General features: G+C 66.0%; 16 protein-coding genes, 1 tRNA gene and 1 pseudogene. 12 read left to right on the top strand and 6 right to left on the bottom strand.

The genetic code is table 11. The features are described from left to right. Nucleotides 1-27: 27 nt before the first annotated feature. Nucleotides 28-561: an acetolactate synthase small subunit gene (ilvN, locus tag ACFQU1_RS05970; protein ID WP_378130308.1), complete on the top strand. Its 534-nt coding sequence runs from the start codon at nucleotides 28-30 to the stop codon at nucleotides 559-561. A 13-nt stretch (nucleotides 562-574) separates the two neighbouring features. Here ilvN and ACFQU1_RS05965 read toward each other — a convergent pair whose 3' ends face one another. Beyond that, on the bottom strand, nucleotides 575-1,117 hold the full coding sequence (locus ACFQU1_RS05965; protein WP_378130306.1) for a DUF924 family protein: 543 nt from the start codon (nucleotides 1,115-1,117) through the stop codon (nucleotides 575-577). A 239-nt stretch (nucleotides 1,118-1,356) separates the two neighbouring features. Here ACFQU1_RS05965 and ilvC point away from each other — a divergent pair, with 239 nt between their 5' ends. Next, nucleotides 1,357-2,376, top strand: a complete 1,020-nt coding sequence (ilvC, locus tag ACFQU1_RS05960; RefSeq protein WP_378130304.1) for a ketol-acid reductoisomerase — start codon at nucleotides 1,357-1,359, stop codon at nucleotides 2,374-2,376. Nucleotides 2,377-2,882: 506 nt separating this feature from the next. Here the strand turns inward: ilvC and ACFQU1_RS05955 are convergent. Then, the gene (locus ACFQU1_RS05955) at nucleotides 2,883-3,584 is read right to left on the bottom strand and encodes a class I SAM-dependent methyltransferase (protein WP_378130302.1); all 702 of its coding nucleotides are present in this window, start codon (nucleotides 3,582-3,584) and stop codon (nucleotides 2,883-2,885) included. Between the two features lie 121 nt (nucleotides 3,585-3,705). Between ACFQU1_RS05955 and ACFQU1_RS05950 the strand changes: the two genes are divergently transcribed. Further along, the gene (locus ACFQU1_RS05950; protein ID WP_378130300.1) at nucleotides 3,706-4,869 is read left to right on the top strand and encodes a DUF3095 domain-containing protein; all 1,164 of its coding nucleotides are present in this window, start codon (nucleotides 3,706-3,708) and stop codon (nucleotides 4,867-4,869) included. Here ACFQU1_RS05950 and ACFQU1_RS05945 read toward each other — a convergent pair. Then, nucleotides 4,856-5,380 (bottom strand): DedA family protein, encoded by a 525-nt coding sequence (locus tag ACFQU1_RS05945; protein ID WP_378130298.1) that lies wholly within the window; start codon nucleotides 5,378-5,380, stop codon nucleotides 4,856-4,858. The two genes, ACFQU1_RS05950 and ACFQU1_RS05945, sit on opposite strands and share 14 nt — an antisense overlap. A 147-nt stretch (nucleotides 5,381-5,527) precedes the next feature. Here ACFQU1_RS05945 and ACFQU1_RS05940 point away from each other — a divergent pair, with 147 nt between their 5' ends. The 7 genes from ACFQU1_RS05940 (at nucleotide 5,528) to ACFQU1_RS05910 (ending at nucleotide 11,345) form a co-directional block, all read left to right on the top strand. Beyond that, nucleotides 5,528-6,391 carry an ABC transporter ATP-binding protein gene (locus ACFQU1_RS05940; protein ID WP_378130296.1) on the top strand — a complete coding sequence of 288 codons (864 nt, stop codon included), beginning with the start codon at nucleotides 5,528-5,530 and terminating at the stop codon, nucleotides 6,389-6,391. Then, complete coding sequence (locus ACFQU1_RS05935; RefSeq protein WP_378130294.1) at nucleotides 6,388-7,173, top strand: ABC transporter permease; 786 nt, start codon at nucleotides 6,388-6,390, stop codon at nucleotides 7,171-7,173. Before ACFQU1_RS05940 ends, ACFQU1_RS05935 begins: the two co-directional genes overlap by 4 nt. 48 nt (nucleotides 7,174-7,221) lie before the next feature. Beyond that, on the top strand, nucleotides 7,222-8,232 hold the full coding sequence (locus ACFQU1_RS05930) for an ABC transporter substrate-binding protein (RefSeq protein ID WP_378130292.1): 1,011 nt from the start codon (nucleotides 7,222-7,224) through the stop codon (nucleotides 8,230-8,232). A 156-nt stretch (nucleotides 8,233-8,388) separates the two neighbouring features. Beyond that, entirely contained in the window at nucleotides 8,389-8,706 is a 318-nt protein-coding gene (locus tag ACFQU1_RS05925) for a hypothetical protein (protein ID WP_378130290.1), read from the top strand. A gap of 123 nt (nucleotides 8,707-8,829) precedes the next feature. Then, a complete protein-coding gene (gene pdxY / locus ACFQU1_RS05920; RefSeq protein WP_378130288.1) occupies nucleotides 8,830-9,678 on the top strand; it encodes a pyridoxal kinase PdxY in 849 nt (282 codons plus the stop codon). After that, nucleotides 9,678-10,592 carry a PhzF family phenazine biosynthesis protein gene (locus ACFQU1_RS05915; protein WP_378130286.1) on the top strand — a complete coding sequence of 305 codons (915 nt, stop codon included), beginning with the start codon at nucleotides 9,678-9,680 and terminating at the stop codon, nucleotides 10,590-10,592. The genes pdxY and ACFQU1_RS05915 overlap by 1 nt, the downstream gene beginning before the upstream one ends. A gap of 39 nt (nucleotides 10,593-10,631) precedes the next feature. Beyond that, the gene (locus ACFQU1_RS05910; RefSeq protein ID WP_378130284.1) at nucleotides 10,632-11,345 is read left to right on the top strand and encodes an NUDIX hydrolase; all 714 of its coding nucleotides are present in this window, start codon (nucleotides 10,632-10,634) and stop codon (nucleotides 11,343-11,345) included. A gap of 194 nt (nucleotides 11,346-11,539) precedes the next feature. Here the strand turns inward: ACFQU1_RS05910 and ACFQU1_RS05905 are convergent, their stop codons facing one another. Next, complete coding sequence (locus tag ACFQU1_RS05905) at nucleotides 11,540-11,875, bottom strand: hypothetical protein (protein WP_378130282.1); 336 nt, start codon at nucleotides 11,873-11,875, stop codon at nucleotides 11,540-11,542. 391 nt (nucleotides 11,876-12,266) lie between these two features. Here ACFQU1_RS05905 and ACFQU1_RS05900 point away from each other — a divergent pair, with 391 nt between their 5' ends. Beyond that, complete coding sequence (locus ACFQU1_RS05900) at nucleotides 12,267-13,826, top strand: 2-isopropylmalate synthase (RefSeq protein WP_378130280.1); 1,560 nt, start codon at nucleotides 12,267-12,269, stop codon at nucleotides 13,824-13,826. A gap of 270 nt (nucleotides 13,827-14,096) precedes the next feature. Continuing rightward, nucleotides 14,097-14,172, top strand: a tRNA-Lys gene (locus ACFQU1_RS05895). Nucleotides 14,173-14,242: 70 nt separating this feature from the next. Here ACFQU1_RS05895 and ACFQU1_RS05890 read toward each other — a convergent pair. Then, nucleotides 14,243-14,430 (bottom strand): annotated as a pseudogene (locus ACFQU1_RS05890) (hypothetical protein); the annotation flags it as partial. 24 nt (nucleotides 14,431-14,454) lie between these two features. Next, nucleotides 14,455-14,736 carry a BrnA antitoxin family protein gene (locus ACFQU1_RS05885; protein WP_378130278.1) on the bottom strand — a complete coding sequence of 94 codons (282 nt, stop codon included), beginning with the start codon at nucleotides 14,734-14,736 and terminating at the stop codon, nucleotides 14,455-14,457. Between the last annotated feature and the right edge of the window lie 18 nt (nucleotides 14,737-14,754).

Below are 14,754 nucleotides of genomic sequence, written 5' to 3'. Positions count from 1 at the left end.
CGCCCCCCTTTGCTGCGAGGAAAGTCCATGTCGTCCGTCTATTCGGATCCCCTGCCGGCGGCCTCGGTCGCGCGCCACACGCTCGCCGTGATCGTCGACAACGAGCCCGGCGTTCTCGCGCGCATTTCCGGGCTGTTCTCGGGGCGCGGCTATAATATCGAGAGCCTGACGGTTTCCGAGACGGAGCACGAGAAGCACATCTCGCGCATCACTATCGTGACGACCGGCACGGACGCGGAGATCGAGCAGATCAAGGCGCAGCTCGCCCGGCTCGTGCCCGTTCACCGGGTGCGGGACCTTTCGGAGGAGGGGCCGACGCTCGAGCGCGAGCTGGTGCTCCTCAAGGTGGTGGGGCAGGGAGATCACCGCGTGGAGGCTCTGCGCCTCGCCCAGGCCTTCGGGGCACGCACGGTCGATGCGACGCTCGCTTCCTTCGTCTTCGAATTCACCGGCACCTCGGAGGAGGTCGAGCGCTTCGTTGCGCTCATGGCCGAATGCGGCTTGGTCGAAGTGTCACGCACCGGCGTCGCGGCGATGAGCCGCGGCGCGGAGGCGATGTGAAGGCGTGGCCGCATCAGCCGCCGAAGCCGCCTTCGTCCAGAAAGCGCTGCTCCTCGGGCGTACTCTCCCGGCCGAGGACGGCATTGCGATGGGGAAAACGCCCGAAGCGCGCGATGACGTCGCGGTGGTGCTCCGCCCATTTCACCGAGTCGGGGTCGCCGAGGGAGCGGTTCAGCGCGACCGAGCGCTCCTGGTCGGCCGGATCTTCCGAATGCATGTAGGGCAGATAGAAGAAGCGGCGCAGCTCGAGCGCGACCGCGTGATCGAAACCGCGGGCGATCGCCCGGTCGGCGACGGCGCGGGCGAGGGGATCGGCCGCCCAGGTGCGCGGATCGCCGCGAAAGATGTTGCGCGAAAACTGATCGAGCAGAATGACGTGGGCGAGCGCGCCCTCGGCCGTGTCTTCCCAGGCGGCGAGCCGGCCAGCCGCGGCCTCGGCTTGCAGGGCGCTGAAGCGGTGGGCGATCTCCGCGTCGAAGGCATCATCCCGCGCGAACCACCGGTCCGGCCCCGCTTCCTGCCAGAAGGCGATCACGTCATCGGGCGTCGGCGTCATGGTGAAAACCTCCTACGTTCTGCATCGATGTCGCACCGAGCCGGTAACGCAGCCTGTGTCGAGCGTTCTCGGCATTTCCGGCAAGCGCGGCTGCCTTGCGTTTTGCCACTTGACCTCAAGTTGACACTTGACCGCAAGCGCCGCTCGGGCTTTACCGCCGCCAGCCGCTGCGGTCGGCCCGTGACAAGAGCCGGAACAAGCCTACAGCGTAACCAAGTCTGCCAAGGAAAGGGCATCTGATGCGCGTTTATTACGACCGCGACGCCGATATCAACCTCATCAAGGGCAAGAAAGTCGCCATCATCGGCTACGGCAGCCAGGGCCATGCCCATACGCTGAACCTGCGCGATTCCGGCTTGAAGGAGATCGCGGTCGGCTTGCGCAAGGATTCCGGCAGCGTCAAGAAGGCGGAAGCCGAAGGGCTCAAGGTCATGGAAGTCGCCGACGCGGCCAAATGGGCCGACGTCGTGATGATGTTGACGCCCGACGAATTGCAGGCCGACATCTACCGTGAGAGCCTCGCCGAGAACATGAAGCAGGGCGCGGCGCTCCTCTTCGCCCACGGCCTCAACGTGCATTTCAACCTCATCGAGCCGCGCAAGGACCTCGATGTGCTGATGGTTGCGCCGAAGGGTCCCGGCCATACCGTGCGCTCCGAATATCAGCGCGGCGGCGGCGTGCCGACCCTCATTGCCATCCATCAGGATGCCTCGGGCAATGCCCATGACCTCGGCCTCTCCTACGCCTCGGCGATCGGCGGCGGACGCGCCGGCGTCATCGAGACGACCTTCAAGGAAGAATGCGAGACCGATCTCTTCGGCGAGCAGGTCGTGCTCTGCGGCGGTCTCGTCGAGCTCATCCGGGCCGGCTTCGAGACGCTGGTCGAGGCGGGCTATGCGCCCGAGATGGCCTATTTCGAGTGCCTCCACGAGGTGAAGCTGATCGTCGACCTCATTTATGAGGGCGGCATCGCCAATATGAACTACTCCATCTCGAACACGGCCGAGTTCGGCGAATATGTCACCGGCCCGCGGATCATCACCTCGGACACGAAGGCCGAGATGAAGCGTGTCCTCACCGACATCCAGTCCGGCAAATTCACGCGCGACTGGATGCTCGAGAACAAGGTCAACCAGACCTCGTTCAAGGCGACCCGCGCCCGCGTCAACGCCCACCAGATCGAAGATGTCGGCGAGAAGCTGCGCGCCATGATGCCGTGGATCAAGGCGAAGGCGCTCGTCGACAAGTCCAAGAATTGAGCCGATCCACGGCATCTGCCGGACGGGCCCGCTGGCGCGGGCCCTTTGGGATCAAGGCGAAAGCGCTCGTCGACAAGTCCAAGAATTGAGCCGATCCACGGCCTCCCAGTGACGGGCCCGCTGACGCGGGCCCTTTGGGATCAAAGCGAAGGCGCTCGTCGACAAGTCCAAGAATTGAGCCGATCCACGGCATCTGCCGGACTGGCCCGCTGGCGCGGGCCCTTTGGGATCAAAGCGAAGGCGCTCGTCGACAAGTCCAAGAACTGAGGCGTTTCAGATGGGCGGCTTCGGCCGCCTTCTTGGCTGAACGTCGCGGGTCATCCCGGAACCGAACGCAGCGAGGTGTCCGGGATCTAGAACCGATGTCATGCAATGCGATGCTGATCGGTTCCGCTTCTTCGTTATCTCCATCGATTCTGGATTCCGGGCTCGCCGCTGCGCGGCGCCCCGGAATGACCGAACCGTTCCAGGTAGCCGGGACAAGCCCAATGCCATGGGCGTGAAAATCAGCCGAGCTTCCGCCATTCCATGATGTGGCAATAGGGTAGGCGGCGGTAGTGCTCTTGGCGGGCGGGATCGCCGCCCATCGGTGCCGGCTCGGCGAAAAAGGTGAGCGTCAGTCCCTGGGCGAGCAGCAGCGCCATATAGGTGCTGAGCGGCCGGTGCCAGTTGCGGATGCGGATGCCGCGCCAGCTCAGCCATTCGGCCCGCTCGTCGAGATAGCGGTCCATGACGAAGCGCAGCTTTGTCGGGTCGCTCTTATCCCAGGCCCCGGCCGTGGCGAAGCTGTTCAGATTGACGATCAGGAGATCGCCGCCCGGTCTGAGCACGCGCGCCATCTCGGCGATCGCCGCCTCAACACCGTCGATGTCGATCAGCGTGAGATAGCTCACGACGAGATCGAAGCTCGCATCCGCAAAAGGAAGGGCCTCGGCGCGGCCGAGCCGGTAGTCGCCATCGGGATCGCGCCGGTGCGCGGCATTGAGCAAGGCGGCGGTCGGGTCGATGCCGGTCGTTGCGATGCCGCGGGCGCGCAGCATGCGGCAGAACCGGCCCTCGCCGCAGCCGACGTCGAGCGCTGTCTTATAGCCCCGGCCTTCGATGCGGGCGAGCACCGGCGCGTCCGTCACCCACTGCCGCGTGAAGTCGCCTCCGTCGCACATATCGGCGATCCAGGCCGCAGCCGATTCCTCCCACCCGTCCGACATGGCTGCGCTCCCTCCAAAAAGGGGCGGGAGCTTGCACGTCCGGGCTGGGGCGTCAAGACGCGCTTCCGCCGGGCGGCTTGATTCTATAAGTTTATGGACTGCAACCGTCCGGAGAACGTCAGTGGCCGGATCTGGCTTCTATTCCGAAGTGCCCATCTTCACGCGCTTCCCCGACCTGCTCGATGGGAGCTACTATCGGCCCCTGCCGGAGGATTGGGTGGTCGGCATGACGGATGTCGTGTCGTCGCGACAGGCCATTGCCGAAGGGCGCTACAAGGCGGTGAACGTGGCGGGCGTCGCCGTCATCGCGGGATTGTCCAACGCCTTGGGCCAAGAGGAATTTCCTTTCGTCTTCGGCGGTGACGGGGCGAGCTTCGCCATCCCGCCGGAAGCGGCCGAGGCGGCGCGTGGCGTGCTTGCCGCCAGCGCCGGCTGGGCGCGGGAGGAACTGGGGCTCACGCTCAGGGCCGCTTTGATGCCGGTGGCGACCATTCGCGAAGCGGGCTCCGATGTCCGGGTCGCACGCTTCGCCCCCTCGCCGAATGTCTGTTATGCGATGTTCGCCGGCGGCGGGCTCGCCTGGGCGAGCGCCGCGATGAAGGCGGGGCGCTTCGCCGTTCCGCCCACGGCCGGCGCCAGCCCGGATCTGAACGGCCTTTCGTGCCGTTGGCAGCCGATTCCCGCGCGCCGCGGCGTCATCCTCTCGCTTATCGTCGTGCCCGCCGGCGCTGTTGTGAGCGAGGATTACCGCCGGCTTGTCCACGACATTCTGGAACTTGCCACCCATGCCGAGAGGCCGGTTCCCTCCGTCGCCGCCGGCTGGTCGCCGGCCGGCGCCGAGATCGAGGCGCATGTCATGCGCCGCAGCAGCGGGCCGCTTGCGCTCAGGCGGCTTCTTGCGCGGGCCAAGGGCTTCTTCAGCTTCGCTTTTCTCAAGACGATCCCGCGGATCGGCCAGTTCGACACGGCCGCTTATATCAAGCAGACCATTGAAAATTCCGATTTCCGCAAATATGACGACGGGCTCAGAATGACCGTCGATTGCACGGCGGAGGAGGCCGACCGCATCGAGGCGCGGCTTGCCGAGGCCGATGCCGCAGGCATCTCCCTCTCCGGCGCGCACCGCCAGGATGCGGCGCTCATGACCTGCTTCGTGCCTTCGGCCCTGCGCAGCGACCACGTGCATTTCATCGACGGGGCCGGCGGCGGCTATGCGGCGGCGGCCATCGCCATGCAGCGCAACGGCCATTCGCGGCAGGGGGAGACCGAGCCTACACCGGCATGAGGTTGCGCACGGCCGTCGCCGCGGGCGCGAGCACAAGGAAGGCCCAGAGCATCGCCGAGGCGATGTTCGAGACGTGAAACAACAGCCGCGGCGTGCCGAAGGCGCCGGCGACGAGTGGACCCACACCGTGCAGGGGTCCCAGAAACCGCGTGAAAAAGACGCTCCAACTGCCCCATCGCTCGAAGAAGCGATGCGCGGCCGCCATTTTCTCGGGGTACCGGTTGAAGGGCCAGACGTTGACAACGCGCTCCTCGTAATGGTCGCCGATCCGGTAGGAGATCCAGCCGCCGATCACGCTTCCAGAGGCGGCCCCGAGCCAGACCGGCCATAGCTCCACCCCGCCGGCGCCGATCAAGGCGCCGACGGCGGCGAGCACGAGCGAGCCGGGCACGACGAGCGACAGGACGACGAGGGATTCGCCGAAGGCGAAGCCAAAGGCGAGCGCCGGCGCCCAGGCCTGATGATCGCGCGTCCATGTCACGACGGTATCGACGAACTGATCAAGCGTCATGGAAGTCGGCCTGGTCGAGGCAGAATGTCGGGTCGGGCAGGCGGCCACTTTCCCCCGGTCGCTGTGAAACGGTCATTGTCATATCGACCGGGTTGCACGGTGGGGCGCTTCGAGTAGTGTGGTGCGCCCAATGCCCATAGTTTGAACATGCCAAAGCCATTTGCCGCCCGCGAGGCCGTTTCGCATCAACCGGAAGCTGCGCCACACGAATCGGCCGTCGAGCTGGCGCAGGTCGCAATCTCTTTTAACCTCCAGGGCGGTGCAGGCTATCGCGCTGTGGACGAGATCGATCTGGCCGTTCAGCCGGGCGAATTCGTGGCGATCGTCGGCCCGACCGGCTGCGGCAAGTCCACCCTGCTCAATGCGGCGGCCGGCCTCCTGAAGGTTTCGGCCGGTTCCGTGCGCATCTTCGGCCGTCCGATCACCGGGCTCAATCGCCGCGCCGGCTATTTGTTTCAGCAGGATGCCCTGATGCCGTGGAAGACGGCCATCGACAATGTCGCCGTCGCGCTCGAACCGCAGGGCGTGCCGCGCGCCGAGGCGCTGCAGCGCTCCCGGCAATGGCTCGGCCGCGTCGGGCTCGGCGCTTTCGCCGACCGTTATCCGCATATGCTCTCCGGTGGCCAGCGCAAGCGCGTGGCGCTCGCCCAGATGCTGATCCGCGATCCGGAAATTCTCCTGATGGACGAGCCCTTCGGGCCGCTTGATGCGCAGACGCGGCAGATCATGGGCAATCTCCTGCTTGACCTGTGGGCGGCGAACCGCAAGGCGGTGATGTTCGTGACGCATGATCTCGACGAGGCGATCGCGCTCGCCGACCGTGTCGTCATCATGTCGGCGGGGCCGGCCGCGACCATCGTCGGCGACTATTCCGTGCCGCTCTCGCGGCCGCGCGACATCGGCGAGATCCGCGCGGAGCCGGCCTTCATGGATCTGCACCGGGCGATCTGGGCGACGCTCAAGCTCGAGGTGCAGAAGGCCTATGCGCAGGGCGAGGGGAGGTCGGCATGAAGCGAGCAAGTCTCCTTGCCACCCAGATCGGGGTCGGCGTGGGCTTCCTGCTCATCTGGCACCTGCTGACCATGAAGATCGGCACGGGCAAGCCCCTGTTCGATCCCTTCTTCTTCTCGACCCCCGGCGATGTCCTCTTGCGCACCTGGCGGGATCTCACCGGAACCGAAATCTGGCGGCATATCGGCATCACGCTTCTGGAGACGGTGCTCGCCTTCCTGTTCGGCGCCATCGGCGGCATCCTCACCGGCTTTACCTTCGCGCGCCGGGAGATCCTGGCCTCGGTCTTCGAGCCCTATATCAAGGCCGCCAATTCCCTGCCGCGCGTGGTGCTCGCGCCGATTTTCGCGCTCTGGTTCGGCTTGGGCATCTGGTCGAAGGTCGCACTGGGCTTCACGCTCGTCTTCTTCATCGTCTTCTTCAACGTCTACCAGGGCGTGCGCGAGGTGAGCCCGGTGGTGCTGTCCAACGCGCGCATGCTCGGCATGAACGAGCGCCAGCTCCTGCGCCATGTCTATTGGCCGTCGGCGCTGACGTGGATGTTCTCCTCGCTCCACACCTCGGTCGGTTTTGCCCTCGTCGGCTCGGTCGTCGGGGAATATCTCGGCTCGGCGGCGGGGCTCGGCTACAAAATTCACGAGGCGGAGAGCGTGTTCGACACCACCGGCGTATTCTCCGGAATGCTGGTCTTGTCGATCTTCGTCATTCTGATCGATCTCCTGGTCACCGCCATCGAACGGCGGCTGCTCGTGTGGCGGCCGCCCGTCGTCGCGACGACCTGACCTTCGTCTCGAAAAGCCTCAACCAAATTGCTCAGGGAGGGAAAGTCGATGTTCATGAAAACCATTGCGGCTGCAGCTTTGGCGGTGCTCGCCGCGACCGGCGCGCAGGCGCAGGCGCCGGAAAAGCCCGATCTCGTGCTCGGCGTCGGCGGCAAGCCGCTGCTCTATTACCTGCCGCTGACGATCGCCGAGCGGAAGGGCTATTTCAAGGAAGAGGGGCTCAACGTCACCATCAACGACTTCGGCGGTGGCGCGAAGTCGCTGCAGGCGCTCATCGGCGGATCGGTCGACGTGGTCGCCGGCGCCTATGAGCACACCATCCGCATGCAGGCGAAGAACCAGGACATCCGCGCCGTCATCGAGCTCGGCCGCTTTCCCGGCATCGTGCTCGGCGTGAAGAAGGACAAGGCCGGCGAGATCAAGACGATCGCAGACCTGAAAGGCAAGAAGATCGGCGTGACGGCGCCCGGCTCGTCGACGAATTTCTTCGTCAATTATCTCATCGCCAAGGCCGGCGGAAATCCGAAGGATGCCGCCTATATCGGCGTCGGCGGCGGCATGAGCGCCGTTGCCGCCATGGAGAAGGGCGAAATCGACGCGATCTCCAATCTCGATCCGGTCATCTCCAAGCTGGAGACGGACGGCGAGATCACCATTCTGGCGGATTCCCGGACGGAGCAGGGAACGCGCGAGATCTTCGGCGGCTCAAACCCGGCGGCGGTGGTCTATATCAAGGGCGACTTCATCGAGAAAAACCCGGCCACCGTCCAACACGTGGTCAATGCCTTCTACAAGGCCCTGAAGTGGCTCGCGACGGCCTCGCCGGATGATATCGCCGCGACCGTCCCGCAGGAATATTGGCTGGGCAACAAGGACCTCTATATGCGCGCCGTCAAGGCGTCGAAGGACACCTATTCGGTGACCGGCATCATTCCGCCGGAGGGCATGAAGAGCGCCAATGACATGCTGAAGCAGTTCGATCCCGAACTCGCCAGCGCCAATATCGATCTGGCCAAGACCTTCACCGACAAATTCGTGAAGGCGGCGGCGACGCAGTGATCGGCGACGGGCGACGGCCGGCCTCGCCGGCCATTCGCCCGCCACGCCTGCCACTGCACGAGCGAAAGCTCTAGACGCCAAGAACCTGCGTGAGGCCTGCATTAGCTTGCCGTCCCGAGTCGGACGACACCGGCTCGTGCCGCGTAGGATTGGCCGATGCTCGCTGTTCGTTTGGTGGTCCTCATGGGAGCCCTGGGTCTGTCCGGTTGCGTCGGCACCGGGCAGCCGCCGCTCAGTCCGGAAGAGCTTCGCGCGATCGACAGGGACAAATGCGCATCCTTCGGCTTCAAGCCCAGGTCGAAGGATTTCGCCGATTGCATGATGAGGCTTTCCCTGCGGCGCGAGGCAGACGAGGCGGCTGAGCGAAGGGCGTGGATCCAGAGCAATGCGATCGACCAGAGGCCGATCATCGCCGAACATCACGTCCACGTCGCGCCTTACGGGTGCCGCTACTGGTTCGACGACGGCTGGTGATCCGCAAGGATCGCGGCGCGCCCGCCACTCATCACGCCGGCTGACGAATCGCTTTTCGCCTTTTCATTTGTTCGCGGCCGCAGGCTCGGGCTAGACATGCGCATCATCGAGAGTTGATGCGCCATGAATATCCTCTCCATCCAGTCGCATGTCGCCTTTGGCCATGTCGGCAATGCCGCGGCGGTTTTCCCCTTGCAACGGCTCGGCGTGGAGGTGTGGCCCATCCACACCGTGCAATTCTCCAACCACACCGGCTACGGCGCCTGGAAGGGCCGTGTCTTCGACGGCCCGGCGATCGAGGAGGTGCTCGAGGGCATCGCCGATCGCGGCGTGCTCCGCACCTGCGATGGCGTGCTTTCCGGCTATATGGGCTCGGCCGATATCGGCACGGCGATCCTCGGGGCGGTCGTCCGCGTCAAGCAGGCCAATGCGCAAGCGCTCTATTGCTGCGATCCGGTGATCGGCGATGTCGGACGCGGCGTCTTCGTGCGGCCGGGCATCCCGGAATTCATGCGCGACCAGGCTGTGCCCGCCGCCGACGTCGTCACGCCCAACCAGTTCGAGCTCGGTTTTCTCGCCGGCCGCGAGATTGCGACGCTTGCCGACGCCAAGGCGGCGGTCGCCGCGGTCCATGAGCTCGGACCGAAGGTCGTGCTCGTCACGTCGCTCGACACGGCGGAGACGCCGGCCGATGCCGTCGACCTCCTGGCGTCCGACGGCGATGGCACGTGGCGGGTGCGCACGCCGAAGCTCGGCATCAGCGTCAATGGCGCGGGCGATGCCATCGCCGCCCTGTTCTTCGTGCATTACCTCAAGACCCGCCGCGCGGCCGAAGCACTCGCCGAGGCGGCTGCCTCCATCCACGGGCTTCTCCGGCGCACGGCCGAGGCAGGCTCGCGCGAGATCCTGCTGGTTGCCGCGCAGGAGGAATTCGTCAGCCCCAGCCAGCGCTTTGCCGTGGAGAAGCTGTGATGTCCGAGAGTGCCACCAAAACCGGTCGGCGGTTCCTGACGCTCGACGTCTTTACCGGGCGCGTGCATGCCGGCAATCCGCTCGCCGTCGTTCTGGACGCCGAAGGGCTGACGGACGACGCCATGCAGGCGATCGCGGGCGAGTTCAACCTGTCGGAAACGGTCTTCGTGCTGCCGCCGGACGACCCCGCCCATCGGGCGCGCCTCAGGATCTTCACGCCCAAGCAGGAACTGCCCTTCGCCGGCCATCCGACGGTCGGCACGGCCGTGCTGCTCGCGCTCGCGGGAGGCGCTTCGGCCGATTTCGGGCTCGAGGAACAGGTCGGGATCGTGCCCTGTAGCGTCATGGTGACGGGTAAGCGGACGGGCCGCGCGACCTTCGCGCTGCCGCGGCTGCCCGAGCGCCTCGGTGATCTGCCCGAGGCGGAAACAATCGCCGCCGCCCTTGGGCTTGCAGCCGGGGATATCGGCTTGTCCGGGCATAAGCCGGCGCGTTATTCCGCGGGCACGCCTTTTTCCTTCGTGCCGCTGGCGAGTCGCACGGCGGTGGACCGGGTGCGGGCCAATTCGCAGAGCTGGTCGGCAGCCTTCGGCGAGGGGCTCAGGGCCAATGCCTTCATTTATTGTCGCGAGCCGCTCGATTCCGGCCACCATTACTACGCGCGCATGTTCGCGCCGGGGCTCGGCATCGGCGAGGATCCGGCGACCGGCAGCGCGGTCGCGGCTTTCGCCGGGCTCATCATGGACTGCGACCGCTTCGCGGATGGCGAGCACAGCGTCGTCATCGAACAAGGCTATGCCATGGGGCGGCCGTCCGATATCACGCTGACGATCACGGCGTCCGGCGGCGCGCTGGAGCGCGCGACGATCGGCGGGGAAGTCGTTCTCGTCAGCGAGGGAAGGCTGCTGCTCTAGGTCCCCGTCGCACGCCGAACCCCTCTTCCGAGGCCGCTCATGCATTCCACGACCGAGCCGAGACTTCTCACCCTGCGGGAGGTCGATCTGCGCCTCGTGGACGGCGTCTGGCCCTGGGCCGAGGCCAATCGCGCTGCCATCGAGGCACATTGGGCGGCGCTGACAGCCGCCAACCCCGCGCTGTTCAACGGCCGCGTGCTCGTGATGCGCCAGCGAGAGATCGACGGCGAAGTGATGACCGGGCAGGTGATCGCCGTCGATTACGCGAGCTTCCTCGCCATGCGCGACTTCGGCGCGCCCGATCCCGGCACCGGCAATTGCTTCGCCATGGCCGCCCTGCGCTCCGCCGATGGCGCCTATGTGCTCGGCGTGATGGGGAGCCACACGGCCAATGCCGGTCGCGTGTATTTCCCAGCCGGCACCCCCGACATGAGCGATGTGCTGCCCGATGGGCGCCTCGATCTCCTCGGCAGCGTGACGCGTGAACTTGCCGAGGAGACCGGCATCACGCCTGACGACGTCACGATCGAGGAGGGCTGGACCGCGGTGTTCGAGGGCGCGCGCGTCGCACTGATGCGTATCGTGCGCTCGCCTTTATCGGCGGCAGAGCTCGTCGGCCGGATCGAGCGCTTCCTGGCGAGCGAAGAGCAGCCGGAACTCGCCGGCCTCAAGCTGGTGCGCCGTGCAGCGGATATCGATACCGCCACCATGCCGCTCTTTCTGCAGCATTATCTACGGCACGTGCTGGCCTAGGACGCCGTCATCCCGGAAGCGGCGGGCCGCTGCCTGGGACCTGGAAACGGAGTCAGATGCACGGTGGGACGCGCCCGAAAACGCGCGTGAGATCGAGCGCGCTCGGGCGGTCGAGGCTACCGCTCACGACCGACGGCATCGGTTCTGGACCCCAGGCGCCGCACTGCGTCCGGCCCTGGGATGACCGCCAAGTTTCACGGATAGCCGTGGCGCGACTTGATCGCATGCAGCTCCGCCAGCGCCTGGCCTTCGTTGCCGCGCGCGCAGGTTGCCGCCACGCGGGCGAGATCGGGCGTGATCACCTTATAGACGGAGGGGCTCAGGAGCCCGACCTGGATGTCGTTGTCCACCAGGCTGCGGAACTTCAGCAAGGGCTCGCCGCAGCTCTTGCCGGCAAGGCTCGCCGTATCGAGCGGCGCCGCGAGTTCCACCCCGTTGCTCGCCGCAGGCGTGGGCGGCGCCGAGGCTGTGGTATTGCAGGCCGCAAGGCCGGCGAGGATCGGCAAGACAAAGCTCAAACGACGCAGCATCGGTGTCCCCGGGCGTGATTCCCTCACGCTTCAGCTTTCGTCTTTGCTGCCTCCCGGTCAACCGGGTGATTGTCGCGCTTGTCAGCGACCCTTCGTCTCGGGTACAAGACTATCATCGTCGCTGCGGCTCAGGCTCGCGTCGGCATCGGGAGAGGATCGTAGTCCAGTGGACATGACGGCTCGAGAGATCGCACGGACGACCGCGGCTTCCGCCGCCGGCGTCGCGTATGCGCGTCTCGAGCTCTCCCTGGATATCGGCCTCGCGGGCCTTCTTCTCCTTAGCCGCCCCTGAGGGCCGGCCGGGCTTGGCGCCTGGGCCTTCAGGGGATTGTGCGGCACCGAGATCCGAGCGCTCCCGTGAGGCGCTCTCCCATGCTCAAGGACGATATTCATGACCAGCCCCGTATCCGCGGCCGAAAAGGACCGCGTCGTCATTTTCGACACGACCCTGCGCGACGGCGAGCAATGCCCCGGCGCTTCCATGACCTTCGAGGAGAAGCTCGAGGTTGCCGAGCTCCTCGACACCATGGGCGTCGACATTATCGAAGCCGGTTTCCCGATCGCCTCGATCGGTGACTTCGAGGCGGTCTCCGAAATCGCCAAGCGCGCCAAGCGTGCCGTCATCGCCGGGCTGGCGCGCGCCATTCCCGCCGATATCGCGCGGGCCGGGGAGGCGGTTCGCCACGCCAAGCGGCCGCGCATCCACACCTTCGTCTCCACTTCGCCCATCCATCTCGCGCATCAGATGCGCAAGAGCCAGGAGGACGTACTGGAGATCATCACCGCGACGGTGACCCAGGCGCGCAACCTGGTCGAGGATGTCGAGTGGTCGGGCATGGATGCGACGCGCACGCCCGTCGACTATCTCGTGCGCTGCGTTGATGCCGCCATCAAGGCCGGCGCCACCACCATTAACCTGCCGGACACGGTGGGCTATGCGACGCCGGACGAATACCGCGCCATGTTCCGCAGCGTGCGCGAGCGCGTGCCGGATGCCGACAAGGTGGTGTTCTCCGTGCACTGCCACGACGACCTGGGGCTCGCGGTCGCCAATTCGCTGGCGGGCGTCGAGGGCGGTGCCCGGCAGGTGGAATGCACCATCAATGGTCTCGGTGAGCGCGCCGGCAATGCGGCGCTCGAAGAGGTGGTGATGGCCATCCGGACGCGCAGCGACATCCTGCCTTACGCTACGGGCGTCGACGCCACCATGCTGACGCGCGCCTCCAAGCTCGTCTCGGCGGTGACCTCCTTCCCGGTGCAGTACAACAAGGCCATCGTCGGGCGGAACGCCTTCGCGCACGAGAGCGGCATCCACCAGGACGGAATGCTGAAGGAGGCCTCCACCTACGAGATCATGACGCCGGAGTCGGTCGGCGTGTCCAAGACCTCGCTCGTCATGGGCAAGCATTCCGGCCGCCATGCCTTCCGCGAAAAGCTGAAGGCGCTCGGCTACGACCTCGGCGACAATGCGCTGGAAGATGCCTTCCGGCGCTTCAAGGATCTGGCGGACCGCAAGAAGGACGTCTTCGACGAGGATATCGAGGCGATCGTCGATCAGGGCATCCTGACCGCGCATGATCGGGTGAAGCTGATTTCGCTCTCGATCATCGCCGGCACGCGCGGCCCGCAGCGCGCCACCATGAAGCTAGATGTCGGCGGCGACGTGCGCACGGAGGAGGCGGAGGGCAACGGGCCAGTGGATGCCACCTTCAACGCCATCAAGGCGCTCGTGCCGCACGAGGCCGTGCTCGAGCTCTACCAGGTGCACGCGGTCACTGAAGGCACGGACGCGCAGGCCGAGGTTTCCGTCAGGCTGGGGGGCGGCGGCAGCTCCGTGACGGGCAGGGGCTCGGATCCCGACACGCTCGTCGCCTCGGCGCGCGCCTATCTCTCGGCGCTCAACAAGCTCATGGCGCGTGGCGAACGGCTGCACGCCCACGCCGCCGCCTGACGGCGCCCTTGTCTGACTGGCTTTTTCGCGGTCTTCTGAATCGCGAAAAAGTCCCAGATCCTCGCATTATCGCGTTTTCTGAGCGCCGGGCAGCCACGCGCCCGAACACGTTCCCAGCCGCACGAGACGGCCGCTTCGCTCCGGGCGAGGCGGCCTCGTCCTTGAAATGCGTTTGCGGCAGCCAAATGCCGGCAAAATGTGCTGCGACGCTGGACAGCGCCCGGCGTCTTTGCTAACACCCGCCCATGCCGGCGCTCGCAGCGCCGCGGCGGGTGCATAGCTCAGTTGGTAGAGCAGCTGACTCTTAATCAGCGGGTCCAAGGTTCGAGCCCTTGTGCACCCACCATCGAACCACTTGAAAACGATAGCTTTTCTGGTTTGGTGGTGGCCGCCTCAGCGAGGGCGGTTTTCCAAATTCAGCTGCCGTTTTCCAATTCCCGTTCTGTTCCCGTTCTCGGCAGCGACTTCGGCCGCAGCTCGGCCCAGCGGTTTTCGAGTAGCTTCATGCCGTCACGCGCCAGCGCACGTCGCGGCAATAGTGCCGTACCATCTGCTCGCTCATATTGACGATCGCGCCAACCTGGCTTTCGGTGCAGCCAGCTTGATGCCTCAGCCCGCCTTCTTCCGATCATCGCCCTTGCGCGCCCGCCGCACGGCCTTGAGCAGCTCCGCATCGATGCGGCGATGCCAGCCGGCGCCCGTGGCGCGGAAATGCGCCAGGCACGTCCTGGGACAAGCGCAGCGTGACCTGCTGCTTGGGCGCCTCGCTCTTCGGCCGGCCGCGGCGCACGAGCGTCTCGCCCTCATACAGGTCGGCGCGTGCGAAGTGCTCCTCCGTCAACTCCGGCGCGTCATCGGGATCGATCCACTCACCCGAAGTGCTCGCGCCAGCGCTTTTTTGCCTTGGCATGGCAGTACCTCATCGAAA

The sequence above is a fragment of the Chelatococcus sp. GCM10030263 genome, from assembly GCF_042666455.1.
In the GTDB taxonomy this organism is placed as follows: Bacteria; Pseudomonadota; Alphaproteobacteria; order Rhizobiales; family Beijerinckiaceae; genus Chelatococcus.
This window is presented reverse-complemented; position numbering and strand designations above follow the sequence as displayed.